At 56.1% G+C, this 22074-nt stretch carries 18 protein-coding genes; 5 read left to right on the top strand and 13 right to left on the bottom strand.

Annotated elements, in window-relative coordinates:
* Positions 1-62: 62 nt before the first annotated feature.
* The 10 genes from HMPREF0573_RS07725 to HMPREF0573_RS07680 all read right to left on the bottom strand — a co-directional run bounded on the left by HMPREF0573_RS07725 (position 63) and on the right by HMPREF0573_RS07680 (position 11799).
* The gene (locus tag HMPREF0573_RS07725; protein ID WP_013189485.1) at positions 63-1415 is read right to left on the bottom strand and encodes an FtsW/RodA/SpoVE family cell cycle protein; all 1353 of its coding nucleotides are present in this window, start codon (positions 1413-1415) and stop codon (positions 63-65) included.
* Positions 1390-2877, bottom strand: a complete 1488-nt coding sequence (gene murD / locus HMPREF0573_RS07720) for a UDP-N-acetylmuramoyl-L-alanine--D-glutamate ligase (protein WP_013189484.1) — start codon at positions 2875-2877, stop codon at positions 1390-1392. The genes HMPREF0573_RS07725 and murD overlap by 26 nt, the downstream gene beginning before the upstream one ends.
* Positions 2874-3974: a phospho-N-acetylmuramoyl-pentapeptide-transferase gene (gene mraY, locus HMPREF0573_RS07715; protein ID WP_013189483.1), complete on the bottom strand. Its 1101-nt coding sequence runs from the start codon at positions 3972-3974 to the stop codon at positions 2874-2876. The genes murD and mraY overlap by 4 nt, the downstream gene beginning before the upstream one ends.
* Positions 3971-5422 carry a UDP-N-acetylmuramoyl-tripeptide--D-alanyl-D-alanine ligase gene (locus HMPREF0573_RS07710; RefSeq protein WP_041798040.1) on the bottom strand — a complete coding sequence of 484 codons (1452 nt, stop codon included), beginning with the start codon at positions 5420-5422 and terminating at the stop codon, positions 3971-3973. The genes mraY and HMPREF0573_RS07710 overlap by 4 nt, the downstream gene beginning before the upstream one ends.
* 73 nt (positions 5423-5495) lie before the next feature.
* Complete coding sequence (locus HMPREF0573_RS07705; protein ID WP_004010738.1) at positions 5496-7046, bottom strand: Mur ligase family protein; 1551 nt, start codon at positions 7044-7046, stop codon at positions 5496-5498.
* A gap of 6 nt (positions 7047-7052) precedes the next feature.
* Positions 7053-8948, bottom strand: coding sequence for a peptidoglycan D,D-transpeptidase FtsI family protein (locus HMPREF0573_RS07700; RefSeq protein WP_013189481.1), 1896 nt, complete (start codon positions 8946-8948; stop codon positions 7053-7055).
* 3 nt (positions 8949-8951) lie between these two features.
* Positions 8952-9368: a cell division protein FtsL gene (gene ftsL / locus HMPREF0573_RS07695; RefSeq protein ID WP_236585871.1), complete on the bottom strand. Its 417-nt coding sequence runs from the start codon at positions 9366-9368 to the stop codon at positions 8952-8954.
* On the bottom strand, positions 9361-10500 hold the full coding sequence (rsmH, locus tag HMPREF0573_RS07690; protein WP_004006924.1) for a 16S rRNA (cytosine(1402)-N(4))-methyltransferase RsmH: 1140 nt from the start codon (positions 10498-10500) through the stop codon (positions 9361-9363). The genes ftsL and rsmH overlap by 8 nt, the downstream gene beginning before the upstream one ends.
* 150 nt (positions 10501-10650) lie before the next feature.
* Complete coding sequence (gene mraZ, locus HMPREF0573_RS07685; protein ID WP_036324503.1) at positions 10651-11082, bottom strand: division/cell wall cluster transcriptional repressor MraZ; 432 nt, start codon at positions 11080-11082, stop codon at positions 10651-10653.
* 297 nt (positions 11083-11379) lie between these two features.
* Positions 11380-11799, bottom strand: coding sequence for a DUF3040 domain-containing protein (locus HMPREF0573_RS07680; protein WP_236589617.1), 420 nt, complete (start codon positions 11797-11799; stop codon positions 11380-11382).
* A gap of 163 nt (positions 11800-11962) precedes the next feature.
* Between HMPREF0573_RS07680 and HMPREF0573_RS07675 the strand changes: the two genes are divergently transcribed.
* A complete protein-coding gene (locus HMPREF0573_RS07675; RefSeq protein WP_013189479.1) occupies positions 11963-13273 on the top strand; it encodes a hypothetical protein in 1311 nt (436 codons plus the stop codon).
* Positions 13274-13303: 30 nt separating this feature from the next.
* Here HMPREF0573_RS07675 and HMPREF0573_RS07670 read toward each other — a convergent pair whose 3' ends face one another.
* Positions 13304-14353 carry a PAC2 family protein gene (locus tag HMPREF0573_RS07670; protein ID WP_013189478.1) on the bottom strand — a complete coding sequence of 350 codons (1050 nt, stop codon included), beginning with the start codon at positions 14351-14353 and terminating at the stop codon, positions 13304-13306.
* Positions 14354-14453: 100 nt separating this feature from the next.
* Between HMPREF0573_RS07670 and HMPREF0573_RS07665 the strand changes: the two genes are divergently transcribed.
* From HMPREF0573_RS07665 to HMPREF0573_RS07655, 3 genes are all read left to right on the top strand, one after another.
* Positions 14454-16856, top strand: a complete 2403-nt coding sequence (locus tag HMPREF0573_RS07665; RefSeq protein WP_013189477.1) for a HelD family protein — start codon at positions 14454-14456, stop codon at positions 16854-16856.
* 68 nt (positions 16857-16924) lie between these two features.
* Complete coding sequence (gene serA / locus HMPREF0573_RS07660) at positions 16925-18166, top strand: phosphoglycerate dehydrogenase (protein ID WP_004006930.1); 1242 nt, start codon at positions 16925-16927, stop codon at positions 18164-18166.
* Positions 18167-18288: 122 nt separating this feature from the next.
* Positions 18289-20082: an AMP-binding protein gene (locus HMPREF0573_RS07655; RefSeq protein ID WP_013189476.1), complete on the top strand. Its 1794-nt coding sequence runs from the start codon at positions 18289-18291 to the stop codon at positions 20080-20082.
* A 62-nt stretch (positions 20083-20144) separates the two neighbouring features.
* On the opposite strand, the gene nrdR is transcribed toward HMPREF0573_RS07655, so the two are convergent.
* Both nrdR and HMPREF0573_RS09975 read right to left on the bottom strand, forming a co-directional pair.
* Positions 20145-20561, bottom strand: coding sequence for a transcriptional regulator NrdR (gene nrdR / locus HMPREF0573_RS07650; protein WP_004006932.1), 417 nt, complete (start codon positions 20559-20561; stop codon positions 20145-20147).
* Positions 20562-20691: 130 nt separating this feature from the next.
* Positions 20692-21156: a LysM peptidoglycan-binding domain-containing protein gene (locus tag HMPREF0573_RS09975; RefSeq protein ID WP_244855343.1), complete on the bottom strand. Its 465-nt coding sequence runs from the start codon at positions 21154-21156 to the stop codon at positions 20692-20694.
* A 219-nt stretch (positions 21157-21375) separates the two neighbouring features.
* Between HMPREF0573_RS09975 and lexA the strand changes: the two genes are divergently transcribed.
* The gene (gene lexA / locus HMPREF0573_RS07640) at positions 21376-22059 is read left to right on the top strand and encodes a transcriptional repressor LexA (RefSeq protein ID WP_004006934.1); all 684 of its coding nucleotides are present in this window, start codon (positions 21376-21378) and stop codon (positions 22057-22059) included.
* The last annotated feature ends 15 nt before the right edge of the window (positions 22060-22074 follow it).

Below are 22074 nucleotides of genomic sequence, written 5' to 3'. Positions count from 1 at the left end.
GGTGCGGTTGTCGGGAAGTATGCGACCGTTTTTCCCCACTTCACCGATGTCAAGAGAAACGTTCAACGGTGCACCCGTCCGGGCAGCAACACCGCTGCCCCGCGCCGCAGGGGACGCATCCGAGCTTTCAGGGCTGCGTCCGCCCCTGGTTCGGCACGCGCGAAACACATCATCATTCCCATCGCTGCCATGATGGAGAGCAAGGAGGATCCACCTGAAGAAAGCAGCGGTAGGGGCACCCCAATAATCGGGAGCAGACCAATCACGGCACCGATATTGATGATAGTTTGGGAAAAAATCCAGCCTGTCAGACCCGCTACGGTGTAGCACACGAACGGATTGGTTTCGGGAGTCATCATCCGCATCATTGTCAAGCACAGCACCACAAACAAACCCAGAACCAGGAAAGTCCCCAGAATTCCAAATTCCTCACCCAAGATGGCAAAAATATAATCCGTATCCGCTTCCGGCAGGTAGGACCATTTTTCTCGGCTGGCTCCCGGACCGACCCCGGTCAATCCCCCGGTAGCCAAAGACCACAAGCCGTGCTGTCGCTGGTAGCCAATACCGGTGGGGTCAGTGGTGGAGGCATCCATGAATCCAAAGACGCGGCGGCGACGGTTGGCGGAACTCATCACCGCCAGGGTGACCCCAAAAATTCCCAACAGGATGATCCCCGCAAAGTATCGCCAGGGAATCCCTGCCACGAATACCGCCGACAAAATGAGCGCTGCCATCACCATCGCGGTGCCCAAATCTCGCCCAATCATGACCAAGCCCAGCGACCCTACCGCGGGCAGCCCGGCATTGAGCAGCCAGTGTTTCTGATCTCTAGCCTCCCGCAGTTCCGGATCTGCCAAGACCCGCCCCAACGCAACTACCAGAGCCAGCTTCATAAACTCGGAAGGCTGGATGGTAAAGACACCACCGAGGTTAATCCAGTTCGTGTTACCGCCCGCAGAGGCACCGTGCATACCCGGCACGAACACCATAATCTGCAGCGACCATGACGCTCCCAGGAACCACCAGGTCCACTTTTGATAAAAAGCCAACGGAATTCTAGAAGTAATCAGCAAAATCAGCAGTGCCGCGGCATAAATCAGCGAACGTTTCCCAAAGGACAGAAACGGGTTTGCCCCACTTTCCAGGGCGGTGATGGTCGAGGCAGAAAACACCAGTATAAAGCCAATGATGAACAGCAGCAGGGTGGTGACCAAAATCAGGTAATAACTCAGGACCGGCTGGTTCTTCCACCCCCCAATCAAGGTAGGGAGCGCGGGCTTTTCCCGGGATGACGCGGCGGCTCGGGCTGAGACGGAGTTGACGTCAACCAAGACGGGGGCTGACTTTCGCGAGGAAACCTTCGGTAGTTTTGCGTCTCGAGGTGTCTTAGGAGCCTTGTTCCTCCCCGCCATCTTGGTTCTCCCCCAGTCTCCGCGCCACTTGAGCAAATTGGTCGCCACGCTCGTGATAGTTGTTGAACTGATCCCATGAGGCACAAGCCGGAGCCAACAGCACGGTGTCCCCCGAAACGGCTAAAGCTCGCGCCTCGTTGAGTGTTCTCTCCATAAGATTGTCCCCCGGAGCGACCCGTTTCACTGGGATTCCCGCGCCGTTTTCAGCAAATGCACTCTCGAAAGGCTCCGGATCCAGACCAATCAGCACGGCAGCTTTCACCTTCGGAGCCACCGCTTGCACCAGAGAATGAAAATCTTGACCTTTCGCGTCGCCCCCGACTATCCACACGGCACGCTTATCGGCAATATCACGCAGTGACGCGGCTGCCGCGTGTGTATTTGTCGCTTTGGAATCATCAATATAGGTCACGCCCCCGAACGTGCCTACTACAGCACGGCGATGATTTGCCAGCTCAAACTCGCGAATTCCGCGGCGCACCCAAACAGGCTGCAAACCGTAGGAGCGCGCCAGTCCGGCTGCTGCCAGAGTATCTGCCAGCAGGGCTGAGGTCGGCGTTTTTGCTCCGCTCAAGTGTTCCAGGTCCGCAAAAGTTGCCAGTTCCAGCGCCTGGGTTTCGTTATTTTCCCCAAAAGCGCGGTCCACAATGACATCCTCAATCACACCCAAAAAGCCCGGGGTGGGAATACCCGGTGTTAAACCGATGCACTTTTCCACAGGAAAGCCCTGTTCCTGGACGAAACGTTTGCTTAGCACCTTGGTCGGCAGTTCCTCAGTAGCAGGATACAGGGCGGCACGCTGCACCCCGCAATAGACTTTCGATTTGTCCCAAGCATACTCGTCGGCGCTGCCGTGCCAGTCGATATGATCAGGCGCGAAGTTTAGCCACACGGATGCCCAAGGTTTCAAGCTGTAAGTGGAATGTAGCTGTGCCGAGGACAATTCCACCGCTAGTGCATCCACGGCTCCTTCGGCAGCCACTTGGACGATGGGCGTGCCATAGTTACCCACTGCGGTTGCTACGACGCCACCAGTAATGAGCATCTGTGCCAGCATTCCGGTCGTGGTGGTCTTTCCATTCGTGCCGGTAATGCACAACCACTTGCAGTTACGGTTACCGATGGCTTCCTGAATCTGCCACGCCAGTTCGACTTCTGACCACATGGGCGCGCTAGCCTCGGGGAGGCGATAGAGAGGATTATGCGGAGCAATTCCTGGAGAGACTATGAAAAGTTTGTGCCCTTTCGCGGCGGCTGCCTCGCCCTGGAGCTGTTCGCCCGTGGCGGCGCAATAGTCCACCCGGTCACCAAGTTCCTCACGTGCCTGTTGTAAGGCGTCCGGGTTCGCGTCGTAGCAGGTCACATGGGCTCCGAGAGCGGCCAGCACGTCGGCTGCGGCACGCCCGGACTTCCCCAGCCCCAATACGCCAATGGAAGCACCGGAAAATTGTGTATCTTTCACAGTTTCATCACCCAATCGAAATAAAACAGTCCCACTCCAACGGCCGTCATCAACCCAGCAATAATCCAAAAGCGCACGACCACGGTAATTTCTTTCCAACCCAACAATTCAAAGTGATGATGAATCGGAGCCATCTTAAACACGCGCTTGTGAGTGGCTTTAAAGAACCCGACCTGAATAATGTCACTGATGACTTCCATCACGAACAGACCACCGATAATGATTGCCAGGAACTCGGTGTGGGTGAAAATCGAAACTCCCGCCAGAATACCTCCCAGTGCAAGTGAGCCGGTATCGCCCATAAAAATACGCGCCGGTGAGGCATTCCACCACAAAAATCCAATCAGCGCCCCGACCACTGCCGCACAGAAAATCGCAATGTCCAGCGGGTCGCGGATTTCAGCGTAACACGCGGGAGCTTTCGTGCCCTCGATACCGCAGCGCTGCGAGAACTGCCAGAAAGACATCATGGTGTACCCGCCGAAGACGAAAATCGAAGCGCCGGTCGCTAACCCATCCAGACCATCCGTCAGGTTCACCGCGTTAGACCAGGCTGCCACCAGGAAGTTTGCCCAAATCAGGAACAGCACCACGCCCAGCCCAATACCGGCGAAAGCCAAATCCAGGTTCGTGTCCCGGATGATAGAAATTTTCGTGGAAGCGGGGCTCAGCCCACGTGAGTTCTCAAATCCTAGTGCCAGTCCAGAAAATATGGACCCTACCGCCAACTGACCAAGTATCTTCCCAGTCGGGTTTAGCCCTAGAGAACGGTGTTTAGAAATCTTAATCCAATCGTCTAACCAGCCGATGAATCCCAGACCGACCAGCAAGAAGATGAGAACCAGGGACGAAACGGTAGGTCCCTTGCCACTGGTCACGACCTGGTGAACGTGTCCCGCTCCCCACCCGATAATGATGGCAAGGATGATGATGACCCCGCCCATGGTGGGCGTACCGCGTTTCGTATAGTGCGCGGTGGGACCATCCTGGCGAATAAACTGACCGTACTGCCTGTTGACCAGCCATTTCGCATAGAACGGGGTGACCAGCAGGGCAAATAGAAGGGCGATAAAACCGGCAGTCAATACCGCAGTCATCGGACGCGGCCCCTTTCTTCAATTTCTTGCGCCAATTTCCACAAACCCGAACCGTGAGAACCTTTAACCAAAATCAAATCACCGGGACGCACAATCTCTTGCAGCAACCGACCGGCAGCGGTGGCATCCATCACCTGATGACTTTCCCCGTCGCGCTTCAGCGCGGAGTACGCGCTTTCGATGTGCTTCGCCATCGGTCCGACGGTCAGCAGCACCGAAATTCCGAGGTTCGCGGCGTAACGCCCGATTTCTCCATGCAGTTGCGGAGATGTCTCGCCCAGTTCCAGCATGTCCCCCAGCACAATCACCACGCGCCGAGTGGCTCCCGATTTCGCAATCACGTCCAGGGCGGCTCGCACCGAATCTGGGTTCGCGTTATACGCATCGTCAATGAGGTCGACTCCGTCTGCCAAATGCACCAGGTTCATGCGATGTTCGCTGACCGGAGTAGCATTTGAGAGCACAGTTGCAATCTCGGCAGGAGTCATCCCGGCGACATGCGCAATCGCCGCGGCTGCCACCGCATTGGTGACGTGATGCGCACCGAGGAGCTGCAGCTGTACCGGAGCGCTACCCTCCGGGGTGTGCAGCAGGAAACTGCCACGTGCGGCCTCGTCCAGTCGCAAGTCGGTGATGCGCACCGGGGTGTTCTTTTTCGTTGAAAAGTACATGAGACGTCCCGAAGTCCGTCCGCTCATGGCTTCCACCCGCGGGTCGTCCGCATTCAAAATGGCCATCCCTGAAGGCCCCAAGTTTTCCAGGATGGTCGCTTTCTCGGCTGCTAAGGCTTCAACCGATGAATACGACTCCAGGTGTGCCACTCCCACCATCAGGACCAGAGCCACATCCAGTGGCGCAATGTCGGTCAGATAGGCGATGTCACCGGGCTGCGAAGCGCCCATTTCCAAAACCAGGTACTCGGTAGACACGTCCGCTTCCAAGACTGTCAGCGGCAGTCCGACCTCATTATTGAATGATGCCACGGGGGCAACAGTGGCACCTTTGGTGGATAAAAGCTGCTTCGTCAGGTCTTTGGTGGTGGTCTTCCCGGCGGACCCCGTAATGCCAATGACGAGTTTTAGTTTGCCGGTTCCTCCGCGGGCTTGGGCACGCAGTTGTCGCAAGTGCGCCCGAGCCAGCCGCCCCAAGGCATATTGCGGGTCGGAGACCTGCAGCACGGTCAACTGGTCCAACTCTTCGGCGGTCGCCCACCCTTGATTGAGAATCTCGGTGCGGTCGTGGCTGACGATGGCAACCTTTCCCCCACGGCGAGCCACGGAACCCAAGAAGTGATGCCCGTCAGTGTTTTCTCCAGGCAACGCCACAAAGACATCTCCGGTGCTGACCAAACGCGAATCGGTGTGCGCACTGCCTTGAATCCGAGTCGAGTTTTCCCCAGGTTCCAAACCAATCGCCTCACGTAGGGCGTCAAGGGTCATATCTATCAAAGGTGGACTCCTTCAAAAGGCAAACAAATCAGCTTTAATCTTATCCCACGCCATCCCCGGTCAGAAAAGGGGGTCAGTTCCGCTTGGACAGAGCCTCGCGGGCGACCACCCGATCGTCGAGGTCATATTGACCTTCCGGCGTGAACATGATGGACTCGTGTCCCCGCCCCGTAATCACGACCGTATCTTCGGGACGCGCGTCTAAAATGGCTCGCTCTATTGCCACCTCCCGCGGGGCGACCTCCACAAATTTTTCCTCGTAACCCTTCATTCCAGCCATCACGTCTCGGCGAATCCCGCTGGGTTCTTCCTCGTGAATATCCCCGTCGGTAACGTAGGTGAAATCCGCCAGCTCGGCAGCAATCTGACCCAGAATCGGACGTTTCCCCGGATCACGCTGTCCGTCAGCGCCCATCACCAACAGCAACCGACCTTTGGTCGAAATCCGCATGGTGTCTAGCAAAACCTTGGTGGAATCCGGGTTGTGTGCAAAGTCCACAATCACCCGTGGCTCTTCACACAGCAGTTCCATCCGTCCCGGCACGTCCAGTCGGATGGGATTCACGGTAAGGTGGCGCAAAATGTCGCCGTCTAACTGACGCGGGCTGGGAGACAATCCTGTCACCACCATGACGATGGCAAGGGCGGCATTGATTGCGTTAAACGTGCCGGGCATCCGTACCTGCACGGAGGCTTCTTTGCCATCGAAAGCCCGCAGTCGCAGTTCAGTAAAGCCACCGTCCAGTTCGATAATTTTCCCTTGCCAATCAGCCGGTCGACCCGTCAGAGACAGGGTCACGAAATCATGTTGCCCGCTACGTTCCAGCTGCTCTGCCAGGCGCTGACCCCACACGCCGTCAACGATGATGACTTGGCGATCACTGCGCTGCTGGGAGAACAGCGAAGCCTTGGTCTGGAAGTATTGTTCCATCGTGCCGTGGTAATCCAAGTGATCCTGGGACAGGTTCGTAAATCCGACGCAAGCAAAATGCAGCGGATCCACCCGCCCCATCGCCAAAGCGTGCGAAGAGACTTCCACCACCATGTGATGCACATTTTCCTGCACCGTCGTAGCCGCGAAGGCTTGCAGCTGCGGGGCTTGCGGTGTCGTGATGAAAGCGGGAGCGGTTTTCTTTCCCACCGCGGCTTCTACCGTGCCCACCAGCGAGGATAGGTGCCCCACTCGGTGCAGTAGGTGACGCAAAAGGTAGGTGGTGGTGGTTTTTCCGTTTGTACCCGTCACGCCCCACGCGCTCAATTGCTGACAGGGACGGTTGAAGGCAATAGCTGCGGCTTGACCGGCCACGGAAGCCACATCGGGCACGATAATAGCGGGGATGTCCAGGTCCGTGAGGAACGCCATCCCTGCCGGATCACTCAACACTGCCCCGGCTCCACGCGAAGCTGCGTCGGCGGCAAACTTGGCGCCATGCACGTGGAACCCAGGCATCGCCACAAATAGTTCACCGCCGCGCACCGCTCGATTATCAATCACCGCACCGCGCACACGCCCGCCGTCACCGTGAACCGTGCCGCCCACGGCTTGTGCCAAATCCGTAACTTCGACCCAGGGCAAGCGATGCAAATCCGGCGCGTAGGGGTCAAAAGCAACTTCCAGAGTCATATTTCTCTAATCTCCAATCGGATACAGCTGTGGCTTCGTGTCGGTGGGTGGGATTCCCAGTTCTCTAATCGTAGCCCCCGCAATCTCTTTAAAGGCAGGTACCGCCACCACTGCACCATATATTGAGGCAGAAGGGCGGTGTACCACCACGGTGATAACCACGCGGGGATTATCTGCGGGAAACACCCCGGTAAAGGACCCGACGGTCCCGGTTTGCCTGCCATTGGCTTCAATAATCTGGGTGGTACCGGTCTTTCCTGCCACCGGGTAGCCCTCAATTTGGGCATCAGGAGCGCCACCCTTTGCAGAGACAACACCTTCCATCATGGTCAGCAATTCCCGAGACGTATCCTTGGTATAGACCCTGGTCCCCGCATCCACAGATCTCTTTTCCACGCTGCCGTCAGGTTTCTTCCACGATTCGATGAGATGGGGTTGCACTTCCACGCCCCCGTTCGCCACCGTGGCGATACCGTTGGTGACCTGGAGGATGGTTGCGGCTATACCTTGACCAAACATGATGGTGTAACGTTGGCGTCCGTCCCATTTTTCGGGCGCTGCCAGTAGACCTGCACTTTCGCCGGGCAGTTCAACACCGGTGAGCTTGCCAAAACCGAGTTGTTTCAGTTTTTGATACCGATCGGTGTCCGTCACCAGGTCACCAACCTGGACGATTCCCACGTTCGATGATTTCGCAATAATCCCCGCCGCGGTGAGTGCGTAGGTACCGTGCGGAGTCGAGTCCCGGAAACTTTGCCCGTTAGACATGGTGATTGCAGCCGGCACAGTAAATGTACTGGTAGGAGTAACTTTACCGGCATCAATGACCGCCCCCATGGTGTGAACTTTCAAGGTCGACCCCGGCTCATAAACCGTAGAGACGGCTTTGGATCCGCGATTTTTATCACTGGTTTTGGTGGGATCTGAGGGGTTGACAGTATCCGTCTCGCACAGGGCGAGGATTTTTCCAGTACCGACCTCTTGGACTTCTGCCATGACGGATTGCGCCCCGAACTGAGAGCGAGATTTTTCGACTACCTGCTGACAGGTATTCTGCAAATCCAGCAGGATAGTCGTCTTAATGGTTTGCCCGGCAATGGCTTCCTTGCGATAGTTGTCTTGAACCGGGATGGTTTGTCCCTTCCGACCGATTTCCGTGAAGTCTTTGCCATCCACCCCGGCGAGCTTGCTATTTTGGCTCAATTCCAGCCCTGCTAAGCCCACCCCGTCGATATTGGTAAAACCGATGATGTTTCCTGCCACGTTGCCGTTGGGATAAATCCGTTTCGTGATTTCTTCGGGCTCAATGCCTGGGATTCCCAGTTTCGCGACTTTGCGCCAGACTTCGGGGGTCACTTCTTTGGCAATGTACACGAACGTTGAAGGCTTTTTACCGGGTTGCGCGGTCAGTTTTCCGCCCAGCTCGGCGGGTTCAGCTTTCAAAATCGGAGCCAGTTTCTTTGCTGCCGCTGCCGGTCCGTAAGCCGCAACCTCGGGTCGGTCGAATTGGTCATAGATAACCTTCGGGTTACCCTGGGCATCTTTACCCGCGGTCTTCGGCTGAAAATAGGTATTGATTTTAACCTGATTAACCCCGATATTGTAACGTTTCACGGAGGTTGCCATCTGCCTGCCAGACGAGTCCAGAATGTCCCCACGCTGAGCCTTAATGACGTGAATGCGACTGCGCTGATCCTGAGCTGCCGCGGCGAGTTCCGGTCCCTGTACCAACTGCACCACCACCAAACGAACTGCAAAAATGCACAGCACCGCGATGATGGTCCCCACCAACAGGTTTTTTCGGACTCTACTCACCAGACCAGTTTCGCCCCGAGCTGCCCTGTTTTCACGTTCCCACGCCGTGAACGCGAGGGGTTTCGCCAGGCGAGACGCCCTCTGCAACCCCTAGTGCGCAGCTTTCCCGGGAATGATTTCGCCAGTCGACAATGTCACATAGCCCTGTTCCCCGGCGGGAACCAATCCGATTTCGCGGGCTTTTTCTGCCAGATATTGCGGCGATTGGGCTTCACGAGCCTGGGTCACCAAGTCAGCTTGCTGGTCGAGCAACAAGTTCAACTCGTTTTGCATGGCGTACATGTCGTAGGAAGTCATCGCCAACTGAGTATTGATGACGACGGGTACGACCAGAGCAACGACGAGCATCGCTGCCACCGTCAGCCACATCGGCCACGTGATACGACGCTTCTGAAAATTCGGAACCAGTTGCAGCTGCGGTCGGGAGGCACTCCGAGCCGGGAGCGGCGTCCCAGCAACATTGCCGGGTTTGCGCAAAGCCAGGTTGGAAGTGGCTACGTTAGTCACGAGGGTCTCCTTCATCTAGGGGGCGGACGGGGTTTTGAGCACGTAATTTCATCAGGGTGGGAAACCGTTTTTCTGCCGGTTTTGGTTTGGTTCTCACAAGGTTCCCCGCGCGAGTTTCCGGGTGGGGTTCCCGCGTCTTTTCCACGGCGCGCAATCGCAACGAGGCGGCGCGTGGATTCTGAGCGACCTCAGACTCATCAGCTAGACGAGAGCCATGTGTGAGGTCGCGCAGCCAAGGCTGCGCCTGTTCAGGCAGCACGGGTAACCCCTTGGGCGCCGCGGGGTGAATCCCTGCCGCGAAAGCCCTCTTGACCAGGCGGTCCTCCAGGGACTGATAGCTTTCAACCACGATGCGTCCACCGACTCGCACGCTTGCCAGCGCCTTTGTCAGGAAACGTTCCAAATCGCCGAGTTCGTCGTTAACCGCCACCCGCAGGGCTTGGAACGTGCGTTTGGCAGGGTTCCCTCCGGTACGCCGCGCCGGGGCGGGAATCGTGTCGCGGATGATTTGTACCAGTTGTCCGGAAACTTGCAAAGGCTGATTCTGTCGGGCTTTCACGATAGCTTTCGCGAGGGGCCAAGAAAATTTTTCTTCACCGTAGGTGTGCAGCACCGCGGCAATTTCTTCTACCTCTGCCAAGTTCAAGAAATCGGCGGCGGTGAAACCGGAGCTCTGATTCATTCGCATGTCCAGAGGAGCTTCCGGATGCGCATAGGCAAAACCGCGTTCCGCCTCGTCCAGCTGCAGTGACGAAACTCCTAGGTCAGCTAAAATCCCGTCGACTTGGCTCAGACCGTGTTGCGCCAACACGTCGTCCAGTTCCCCGTATGTCGTACCGACGATGCTGAGGCGATTGGCGAAATCACTGAGTCGAGTTGCCGCCAAATCCCGAGCCTGCGGGTCACGGTCGATACCGATGATTCGCAACTGCGGATGGCTCTCCAATAGGTATGCGCTGTGTCCCCCCATACCGAGAGTGGCATCGACCAAGACAGGACCTTGAACATTGTGAAAGTCGGCGGTGGAGGAAAGTGGGGTGACAGCTTCTGAGGTGGGGGTCAAAGCGGGTGCCAGTAAATCAGCGCACACCGCAGCCAGCACCGGCTGGTGGATTTCGGCAACTGATTTCACGTTTCTTCTTTCTCCTCAGGGTATGCCCCCGTGTTTCTAGCGTCTCCCGCGTTAGCCAGGTTTCCCACCGTGTCTGCCTGCGGGGAAGAGCATTCAGAATCGGTAGGACACCAAACCCACGCGGGTTTATGCAGTTATGCGCGAGTTTTCTCACAGCAGCCCCGGAAGGATTTCTTCCGAAACTTCTGAAAAGTCCTCCTCGGCGGCAGCCAAGAATTCGTTCCAGGTCTTGAGGTCCCAAATCTCGACCCGGGAACCCGCTCCGAAAACCGCCAGGTCACGGTCTAATCCGGCGTATTCACGCAGTGCGGGCGGAATGTTAATCCGTCCTTGCTTGTCCGGGATTTGATCGCTCGCCCCAGACAGCAACACGCGGGAAAAGTTACGCGCCTGCTTGTGGGTGAGGGGAGCCTGGCGGAGTTCCGCGTACAGGGCTTGGAACTCGCCAGTCTCAAACGCATAAACGCAGTGGTCTTGACCTTTGGTCAAAACGACTCCGCCTGCGAGTTGCTCCCGAAAGCGGGCAGGCAGTATCAGGCGACCCTTGTCATCGAGCTTTGGCTCGTAGGTCCCTAAGAACACGACCTTCCCTTTCACCCTCAGCGTGACGCTGAATTTTGACCCGATACCTATAAGGTTTTCGTTATACCCCACTTTACTCCACTTTCATCCACGAATATGCAAAAACGCGATAAATTTCGCATTTCTAACAAAAGAATCGTTGAAAATTCAGAGAATTATTGAGTGGAGGAAATATTTGCAATTATCCCCTCAAGGACGGATTAAAAGGGATGTTGAGAAACAAAAAACCGGCTACCGAAACTCGGTAACCGGACAAAACCCTCGAGTCAGCGACTCGACACAAGGCGAGATAACAGACTATTCACCCTGTTGGCGACGCTCCCAGCGTTCATTTTGGCGATCCATAAAGGAACCGCGGGAAGCTGGCGCGCCGGCAGGTTGGCTGCGAGGGGCAGGCTTCGAAGCGGAAGACTTTGACCCGACCCCAAAAATTTTCAAAAACCCCAGGACGATAACCACGAACCCCAGCACTCCCACGAGAGTACCTAAGAAATCCAGACCATTCAGATAGGGCGTGGCAATGAGCCCTCCAATCAGGACCGTCGCCCCAATCAGCACCAAAACGACCCCGAAAGCAACCCGCCGCGGGCGACTCACCGCAGACTCGCCGACCTTCGTGGAAGTCTGACGCATCCTGTCAGCCATTCTGGGATCCTCATTGTGGAGTTGAGCCTCCATCTGCGCCAGGACTTGCTTTTCATAGTCCGACAATGCCATGACCATGCCCTTTCAATGCGCGGTCGAGGAAAACATCCCAAAACCAAAACCAACATGTTACTACAAACCAGTTTACCTGTTTTTATCCTAATCGCGCCACATGACCTGGAAACGAATCGACCGAAACTCGATAAACAGCCCTTTTTACTGGTTTAATTGTGTTATGCAAGCGTTAATTATTGGTCTGTGGTGGGTTGTGGCACTAATCTTAGCGGCAATCCTCATCTATCGAGCACGTCCTCAGAGCAGCGTAGAACGCTACCGTATCCAGGCGTATATCAAAGAAGTCGAGCCCCTCACCGAGGACGATACCATGCGTTCCCTGCCTTACGAGGTCACGGTCCTTTTGCCATTTCAAGACCCCGGTGAAGCTAACTCATATTATTACGTAACTTTAAACCCCGAAGACCTCCATGTCGGTCGAGCTCGGACCTGCGCTCGCTATCACCTTCCGCTGCCCGCATGGGTCTCGGTTGTCGATCCACGCGACATCCGTTTTGAAAACTCTCACTCCTGGAACACGGAAACCATCATCAACGCGGTACTGCTGTTGATTGCACAGTTCATCATGACTGGCATCTGCCTGTTCAACATGGAACTCATCACGAACTCAGACCCCTATTTCGTGCTCCTGTTCCCGCCCACGATACTGTTCTTTGCATTCGTCACTCTCTATGGTCTCCTGCGCTTTGGACAAGCTGTCGCGGTGTGGGTTCGCGTGACGTCCAGCCCCGCCACCGTGCCGGCTTCGATCAGCGGCATTCGACGCCTCAACGGTCGCGCCGGGCGCCCCGGCGGCTTTGAAGTGTCCCTGCTGTGGGCACCGCTAGGAATGCCGGCACAATACGGCAAGGTGCGGATTCCCGGCTTCCAGCGACGCACCAGCCTTTTGCTGCAAAAACTGGTGCGAACCCAGCTAAAGGAAGAAGCGGAAGGAGTGTGGCGGGTCGCCCCGGCAATTCCCCCGGAACGTCCCCAACCCCATACGGCAGTTTCTGAACTGCACACTCCCGACGGACCTACCATGGTGAAAATCACCGCTTTACCGGAAAATGATCCGCGATTTGACCCACGTCCTCCAAAAGCTCGTGCCGCCGCGGAAAAAGCCCGACTAAAGCGAGAGGCGGAACTGTTGGCGCAACGCGAAGCCTTTGAACGCGCCACCGCACGAGCCCGCATTGAGGAAGCTAATCGGGCGGAACTCGGCGACGAAACAAACAGTCTCGATGAAGTCGCCGCCCAGGGACCTCAGGCTTGGTATTACCCGATGAACCCCTCGCGGGTAAACCTGGTGGGAGTGGGCACAGATCCGGGAAATCGCGCAAATCTGATTGGACCCGGCATCGGCTGGCTCGGCATAGCTATATTGACCGGGCTGACTGTAGCATGGCTCGGTTTTATCAATCCCGACATTATGTTCCCGGTCTACAATGCCCCCTCCGGGGATCAGCCACTGGGTGGTTGGACTCGCTAACCATCCGGTATTTCAGGAGACCGGTCTGGGTTAATCCTCCGGGGTATCGCGACGGTGACGCCCCCGACGAGGACGGAGCCGTTCAATGTTGCGTTTCTCATAAGGCGTGTCGCGCAGGGAAGAAATCCCAGAAGCATCGGCGACCGGGAGGGACTCTTCATTAAGGTTTGAGAGTTTCGCCCCGCGATTCAACCGATCGGCGCGTTTCAAAAATTCTTCAAGACGAGCCCCGAGTTCTTCAGCGGTAGGCAGCGGTTCCTCTGGAGTTTCAATAATCGCCATCGGTTCGGCTTCGTCAAAATGCTGTTCTAGAATCTCGACGATGTGTCCAGCTTCCTCGGACTGTTCAACCATCTGGTTGATTTGTCCCAAGGTGAGGGCAGAAGCCGCTTCGATGTCTCCTACGGGCAGTGCCAATCCGGTCTTTGCTGCCACCGCGGACATCAGCGCCGCAGCCGCCGGCGGGTAGTCCCCTTCTGCCAAATAATACGGTACCGCCGCAATGATTCCGACCGCATCCAGACCGGTTTGTCCCAAGGTGAACTCGATGAGTTGGTCCATCCCTGCCGGCAAAATCATCTCACCGACCATTTTGGGTTGCTTGGGCAGGCTCTCGGAACGAGCCCCGTGCAGGTGCACCGGAGTGGGACGAGTATGGGGTACTCCCGCGGGCATTCCCGTCACACCGACGGTCTGACGCACACCTAAACGCCGCACAATCTCCTGGATAGTCTCCAAAAACAGATTCCATTGGGCATCCGGCTCGGGACCGTGGAGCACCAAGAAATTTCGATCATTGTCATCGCTGAGTAAATCGAGACGAATTTCGGGCATTTCCACTTCGGTAAACTTCCAGTCCGAAAAGCTCAACCAGGGACGATGGGAACGAAAATCTACCAATTTATCGGAATTGAAGGTCGCAATAGTCTGATGCGGCAGGGCTTCCACCAGGTGTTCCAACATACCCCGCCCAGAATGTCCGGCATCCATCGCCCCGTTGAGGTGATGCAGCATGACATCGGCATGACCACTGAAGTCCGCGCCGGGCGCTAATAAAGAATCAAATTTGTCTGCGTCCATTTTTCCCTCGAAAAGTTCAACCCCTAAATGTTATCAAGACTTGCCCCCAATTCGCTCCCCGTAAGCCTTTTAGGGCATAATTGAGTACCCTTTTGATGCCTTGAGGAGAGAAAAATTGGCTGACGCAACGGTGCCGTCGTCCCAGCAATCCGAGATTGCCAAGGAACAGACTTTCGTTGACCGCGCCTATAAAACTCTCGATGAAATGCGGGTCTATTACCGCCGGCGACAAGACGAGGTCGCCGCAGAGATGAGTTCTAATCCCTCTGCCAGGGCTGACCGCGATGCTTTAGCAGCCCATTATGGTGATGCCGCTACACGCCTGGAAAGTGTGGAAAATCGCCTGGTCTTTGGAGGTTTAAACCTAAACGACGGGACCAGTTTCCACATTGGTCGGATTGGTTTACGCGACTTTGACCCCACCGACGCTGAGTCCGCTACCCCGGAGCTTTCCCCGACTGAGAACTCTCCCGCGGACCTGGCGCCGACATCACCAGAAAAACTTGCCGATATGCCTGGCGAAGGCATGTCTCGTCAACTGCTGGTGGATTGGCGAGCGAAAGTCGCCCAGCCTTTCTATCAAGCTACGGCAGTAGCCCCGATGGGAGTGTGGAAGCGGCGGCACGTCGCCACCAGTTTGCGTCAAGTGGTGGGCGTGGAGGACGAACTGTTGACTTCCTCCCCTGACACTGATGCTGTGCAAACGGCAACGCTGCAGGGTGAAGGTGCTTTGATGGCAGCGCTCTCACGTGCCCGTAGTGGTCAGATGTCGGACATTGTCTCAACGATCCAAGCGGAACAAGACCGGGTGATTCGTTCTGACCTGAATGCTTTTTTAGTGGTGCAGGGCGGACCGGGAACCGGCAAGACCGCGGTGGCACTGCATCGGGCGGCTTACCTACTCTATGCCCACCGCGATCAGCTGGATTCACAAGGGGTGTTGGTCGTTGGTCCCAATCACACGTTTTTGCGCTACATCGAGCGAGTACTTCCTGCCCTGGGCGAGACCGGAGTGGTTAGCCTGACTATTGGAGAATGTTTCCCCGGTGTACACACCGTGGCAGAGCGTCCGGAGTTGCGCGCTCTGAAAGGCGACACCCGCTGGATTAAAGTCGCCGCCGCGGCCGTGGCAGATTTGAAACGTCCGCCCCGCGAAGATCAAATGCTGCAACTGGATCACGTCCAACTAAATCTGAGCGCCGCTTTGATTCGTGACGCGATGGAAGCCGGATCACACGGTGGCTCCACACACAATCAACACTGGGCGGCGTATGCCAAATTCCTGGTTCGCGAGTTGACCAAGCTCTATGCCGGTCAGACCCCCACCAAAGAAGACATGGAGTGGATGACCGAGGAAATCCGAGCTTCTGCGGAAGTTCGCCGAGCCGTCAACCGCTGCTATCTCCCCGCGTCTGCCCCTGACCTGTTGGCGCGTCTCTATGCTTACCCGGATTATTTGCAGCGTATCGCTTCGGGAATTTTCACCGCGGAGGAAATCGTCGCCTTGCAACGTCCCAAGACCAGTCCCTTTACCGATGCTGATGTGCCCATTTTGGATGAGCTGGCAGAGTTGCTGGGGCCCCTACCCGGAATGACAGATTCGGCGACGCAGCGTCGCAATCGCGAACAGCGCGAAATTGAACGCGCGGCAGAGGCCATCGAGGCAATGGATCTGGGCGGAGGACTCATCAACGCACGGATGTTGGCGCGTTCATCCCGCGGTGAAGTGAGTCTCTCTCCCCTGGCTCAACGCGCCCGCGCGGACCGCTCCTGGGCTTACGGTCACGTGGTTGTGGACGAGGCACAGGAGCTTTCCCCGATGGACTGGCACCTGTTGCTGCGCCGGTGCCCCTCCCGGTCGTTCACCGTGGTTGGTGACGTGAACCAAACGTCGCAGCGCTCATCGACTCCACTGTCTTGGGAAACCCTGCTGGGACCTGCCCGGCGCGCTGCGCCGGTGATGGAGCAGCTCACCATCAACTACCGTACCCCTCGTGCCGTGATGGATTTGGCGCAAAAGGTGCTGGCGGCCACCAAGCACACGGTAGTGCCGTTGCAATCAGCGCGGGACGTAGCGGACTCCCTGGTGTTTACACGTCTCCAGGGTGAGCCACATGCGAATCTGCACGAACCAGTCTCTGGACCGGGGAACCTGGTGCCTACGCTCCGCGAAACCCTTCAGTCGGAAACGGCACGTTTAGAGGCAGAAGTCGGTTCGGATGCCGGTAAGCTGGCGATTATTGTCCCCGCTGCGGCGCATTCGTACCTGGCTGCGACTTTGGGCTTGGAAACCGCGGATGTGGTAGCTGACCAGGTGTGTTGCCTGGATCCGCGAGCGGCAAAAGGTCTGGAGTTTGACACCGTCATCCTGGTGGAACCAGCCGTTATCGCTGACCAGTCCGCCGGAGATTTGTATGTGGCGATGACGCGCTGCACGAAACGGATGCATGTTTTAGCCAGCGTTTTACCCGCCGGAATGGAACTTTGCCCCACCGCGCCGTAAAGCCACCCCTTGAGATGCGCCCTGACGTGGGATTTCAGCACTGCGCTCTTTTGGTCTAAAGTGGTGATATGACGAAGATACTGCTGCTTGAAAACCCCCACGAAGTCGCGAACAAAGTATTTAGCGACGCAAATGTCCAAGTCGACCGGATAGATGGTTCTCTGGATGAAAACGACCTGATTAAGGCTCTCCAGGGCTATCAGATGGTTGGGATTCGCTCCAAGACGAACCTGAGCAAACGAGTTTTTGATGAATGCCCGGACTTGGTCTGCGCTGGGACTTTCACGATTGGTACCAACCAAATCGACTTGAAAGAAGCAGCGAAACACGGGGTGGCAGTGTTCAACGCCCCTTATTCCAACACGCGTTCCGTAGCGGAGCTAGCCATCGCTGAGATTATTGCGCTGGCACGTCAACTGCCAGTACGCAACGCTCACCTGCAAAATGCTGATTGGCAAAAGACCGCCAAGGGCTCTCATGAGGTGCGTGGCAAGACCTTGGGGATTATCGGCTATTCTTCGACCGGTACCCAGCTGTCCATCTTGGCAGAAGCTATGGGGATGAAAGTCCAGTTCTATGACTTGGCAAAGAAGCTGCCCATCGGCAACGCGAAACAGTGCAACTCCCTTGAGGAAGCCCTGCAAGGCGCTGATTTTGTGTCCTTGCATGTGGATGGGCGCGCTTCTAATGAAAATATGTTTACCAAAGTACAGATGAACCAGATGAAGCCGGGGGCGAAGCTGTTGAATCTGTCCCGTGGTTTCGTCGTCAATCTCGATGATTTGGCAGAGGCTCTGGATTCCGGTCAAATTGGGGGCTGCGCCATCGACGTGTTCCCTGATGAACCGCGCAAAAATGGTGAGGAGTTCCACTCCCCGATTATGGGTAAGGAAAACACCATCCTTACTCCGCACATTGGCGGGTCCACCTTGGAAGCTCAAGAGGACATTGGCTGGTTTGTGGCTGGCAAGATTTGCACTTACCTACAGTCCGGTGAAACCGTGATGAGTGTAAACATGCCGAATTTGAGCCTTGAGCCGACGGATAATACCAAGTACCGCATCACTTTGATTCACAAGAACGTCCCTGGCGTAATGGCGAAAATCAACCAGTTGTTCTCTGATGCCGGAGTGAACATCGAAGGTCAGGTCTTGGGCACTAACGGCGAAGTCGGCTACGTCATCGGTGATATTTCCTCCGAAATGCCCAAGGCAGCGCTCGATGAGATTGCCAAGTTTGATTCCACGCTCTCCGTGCGCTGCATTCCGATGGCGCACTTCGTTCGAGACGAAGAGACCGCGATTAACTAACTCCTCTACGGGGCTCAAAAGGTCGGGTCGGAGGCTTGGCATGTCCCGTAGACTGATTAGTGTTTCCGTGCAAATTCCGGGTGAAAGGGATTTGACCGGCGTGTTTGCGTTAGGGTGGAAGTATGACTGAAACAGTGGATTTGTTGGAACTGGCTCCCGCCGCGGGCATTCACCTACCTAGGTACGTGCATACTCCGCCCGAGGATGATTCTGAGCTGACCAAACGGATGCGTCTGCTCTACAATCCGGACGTTCCGGCGCAAATCCCCGTCACTGATCAGTTGATGATTGATGTCTTGCGAACTCAGTCCAATAAATATCCCCGCCGTGTCGCTTTGGATTTTTTCGGCGCCACCACGACTTATCGGGAACTGGGCGAAAATGTGCAGCGCACTTCGGCGCTGCTACTTCAGCACGGGGTCAAGCGCGGGGATCGAGTTTCGGTTGTGGCTCCGAATTGTCCCCAGTTCGTCTATCTGCTCTATTCCTGCCTGCAGCTGGGAGCGGTGTGTGTGTTGCACAACCCGTTGGCTGCCCCCATGGAGTTGAAGTGGCAAATCGAAAATGCCGAATCGAAACTGGTTTTTGTATGGCAAAAGACTGCTTTAAGCGTCGCCGAAATGGTACGTGGCATGGACACCGAAATTATTTCTCTCGATGTCTCTGCCGCCCTGCCGCGCCGGTTGCGTTTTGCCCTGCACCTGCCGATTAAGAAGGCCAAGGAGTTTCATAATCAGCTTTGCGACCCGCAAGCCAAGGATTTACCCGATTACGATACCCTGCTGGAAAAGCAAAAACCGCATAACCGCATCGTGCGAGTCGATCCTGACGTTCCCGCCGTGATGCTGCACACGGGCGGAACCACCGGCAAGCCGAAAGCGGTTATTTTGACCAACCGCAACTTGGTGTCGAACTTATTTGCCAATACAACTTGGGTGACCAAGCTGCGTCCCGGCAAGGAAACCTGGTTCTGTGTTCTGCCGTTTTTCCACGCTTTCGGTCTGACCCTGTCTCTGAACGGTGCGATTGGTTTGGGAGCCACCGCGGTGATTTTCCCGAAATTCAGCACCAGAGCAGCCCTAGCCGCTCAACGCCGACGTCCGGGCACATTCATTGTGGGAGTGCCTCCGATTTTTGACCGGCTCGCGAAAGCAGCCGAGAACAACCCGAAGATTGACCTTTCAACTTTCCGATACGCCATTTCCGGAGCCATGCCACTGACCCAGGAGGTTGCAAAACGCTGGGAAAAAGCTACTTCCGGCTACATCATCGAGGGCTACGGGATGACGGAAACTTCTCCGACGGTATTGGGTTCCCCGATGAGCCCCGAACGCAAGCTCGGTTATATGGGTATCGTGTTTCCTTCCATTCAAGTGCGAGTCGTCGATCCCGACACCCTCGTTGATGTTGAACCTGGCGAAGTCGGGGAACTTATCGTCAAAGGACCGGGGTGCTCTCCCGGTTATTGGCGTGACCAAGTGGAAACCGATTTACTGTTCACCCCGGATCGTTGGTTGCGCACCGGCGACTTGGTTGAAGAACACGAGGGATTCTTACGGATGAGTGACCGTCGCAAAGAGCTCATCATCATTTCTGGTTTCAATGTCTACCCCTCGGTCGTGGAGGCAGCAATTGCTTCAATGCCCCAGGTCGCAGAGGTCGCCGTGGTCGGCATTCCCGATCAAGCTGACGCTGCCCGAGGTGAACAGGTCCATGCGGCAGTGGTGCTCAATCCCGGAGCGACCCTGACTTTAGACAAGATTCGAGATTGGGTTGCCGATTCACTCCCCCGTTACGCAATTCCGCGTTCAGTTTCCTTCCCCGAGCAGTTGGCACATAACCAACTGGGCAAGATTCAGCGTCGCAAAGTGCGTCAGACCGTTATGGAACGCCTCTCTGAAGGCTTCCGCATGTAGGGGTTATATCCGCGGAGGAAAGTGGCGTGACGGCTTCCTGAGGAATCCGGATCAGCTCCCGTCTAGCTGTGCGAATGATTCTTTAACGAAGCAATGGCGTCCTCAAAATCCTCCAGGGAATTGAATTCAGAATAGACCGAGGCGAAACGCAGATAGGCCACTTCATCCAGTTCCTTAAGCGGTTCCAAGATAGCTTTGCCGACTTCTTCGGAATTGATAATGGCCTTTCCGGAGGCGCGCAGGGTTTCCTCCACGCCTTGCGCCATGAGAGCAAGCTGATCCTCGCTAACTGGACGACCTTGGGTAGCTTTAGCTAGACCGGCAATGACTTTACTGCGCCGGAACGGTTCCGTCGCTCCGGAGCGTTTTTTAATCAGCAACATTGTGGTTTCCAAAGTGGTGAAACGCCGACCGCAACTGGGACATTCGCGACGCCGCCGGATGGAGGCACCATCATCGGCAGTACGAGAATCAATCACTCGGGAATCCTCGTGATGACAAAACGGACAGTGCACGTCGCCCTCCTTAACCGCTGCAAGACTATAGGTTTCACCGTAAGTGCAAACCGAAGTTTTCGCAAGCTGGAGAATAGGGCTGGACACATCCATTTCAGTAAACCGGAACCAGCAGCGTTTGCCCGGCGTTCAACACAGAACTCGCATCCAAGGCATTTGCGTCCATCATATCCGCCAAGACCTCGTCAGCGGGGACACCGGTAGCGTTAGCAGCGGCAATGTCCCACATCGTGTCTCCCGGCACCACCGTGTGTAGCGTGAAATCCGTGGGGACGAAATCCGGGCTGAGCCCTAGCCCCAGCACCATCCCCAGGAACACCATCACGAGAGCAGCCAAGATAAACAGTGCCACGCGTAAAGCCGCGGCATCCCACGACAAAACCGACTGTGCAGATGCAACAGAGGACTCCCGCGCTTTTGAAACCAGATGTAAGTAAGCCGGACGAGATTGCCGCCCTCTCGAAGCACGCACCGCCGGATGATTTGGAGCTAGCTCACAAAGCTCAAAATCCGAGAAACTCGGCGCTAAAACCGCTGTCATGGTAGTCCCTCCATTCATTCGAACATTTGTTCGTTCGAACATCTGTACGTATAATATAAACCATCGCCGGCGCGTTGTCGAGTCAAAATCGAACATTTGTGCGACTATTGATTTTGAACGCAAAACCAGCCGGACGATTGCCAGTCTGACATAGACCCCAGAGACGAAAATCTGCGAGTTACGTCAGATGCCTATTGCAGCTATTGCGCGCAAATTATCCAGATAAAAGGAGCAGCAGTGAGCGACCTGACCAAACGACAGCAGGAAGTATTAACCACCTTGTACCGGCTCAGTCAAAAGCTCGCCTATCCCCCTTCGGTGCGAGAACTCGCCGAGGCCATGGGTCTGTCCTCCCCATCCTCCGTCAAGCACCACCTGGATGTGCTGACCCAAAAGGGCTACCTGCGCCGAGCTCCCAACACCCCACGCGCTTTGGAATTTGTGAAACTTCCCGAGGGCTTCGAGGCACCCTCACCAGACCCGGTATCCGGGGCATCCCAATCTGCCACCATTACCACCATTCCGGTGGGTATCGCGGACACTGCCGTGGCAACCCCGGTTCCCCTGGTAGGACAAATTGCAGCAGGTGCCCCCATCACAGCAGAGGAAATGGTTGAAGATACTTTTGCCCTGCCCCGACGCTTCACCGGTTCGGGCGAATTGTTCATGCTCACGGTAAAGGGCGATTCCATGCAAGAGGGCGGAATTTTAGACGGCGATTGGGTCGTGGTACGCCACCAGAACGAAGCTCGCAATGGTGAAATCGTAGCAGCGATGCTTGACGGCGAGGCTACCGTAAAAGAATTTTCCCGCGCCGACGGTCACGTTTGGCTGCTGCCCCACAATGAAAACTATGCGCCCATCCCCGGCGACACAGCCACCATTTTGGGCAAGGTCGTCACCGTAATCCGCTCTCTGTGACGTTTGGGTCGCAGC

This window comes from Mobiluncus curtisii ATCC 43063 (genome assembly GCF_000196535.1).
Taxonomy (GTDB): domain Bacteria; phylum Actinomycetota; class Actinomycetes; order Actinomycetales; family Actinomycetaceae; genus Mobiluncus; species Mobiluncus curtisii.
This window is presented reverse-complemented; position numbering and strand designations above follow the sequence as displayed.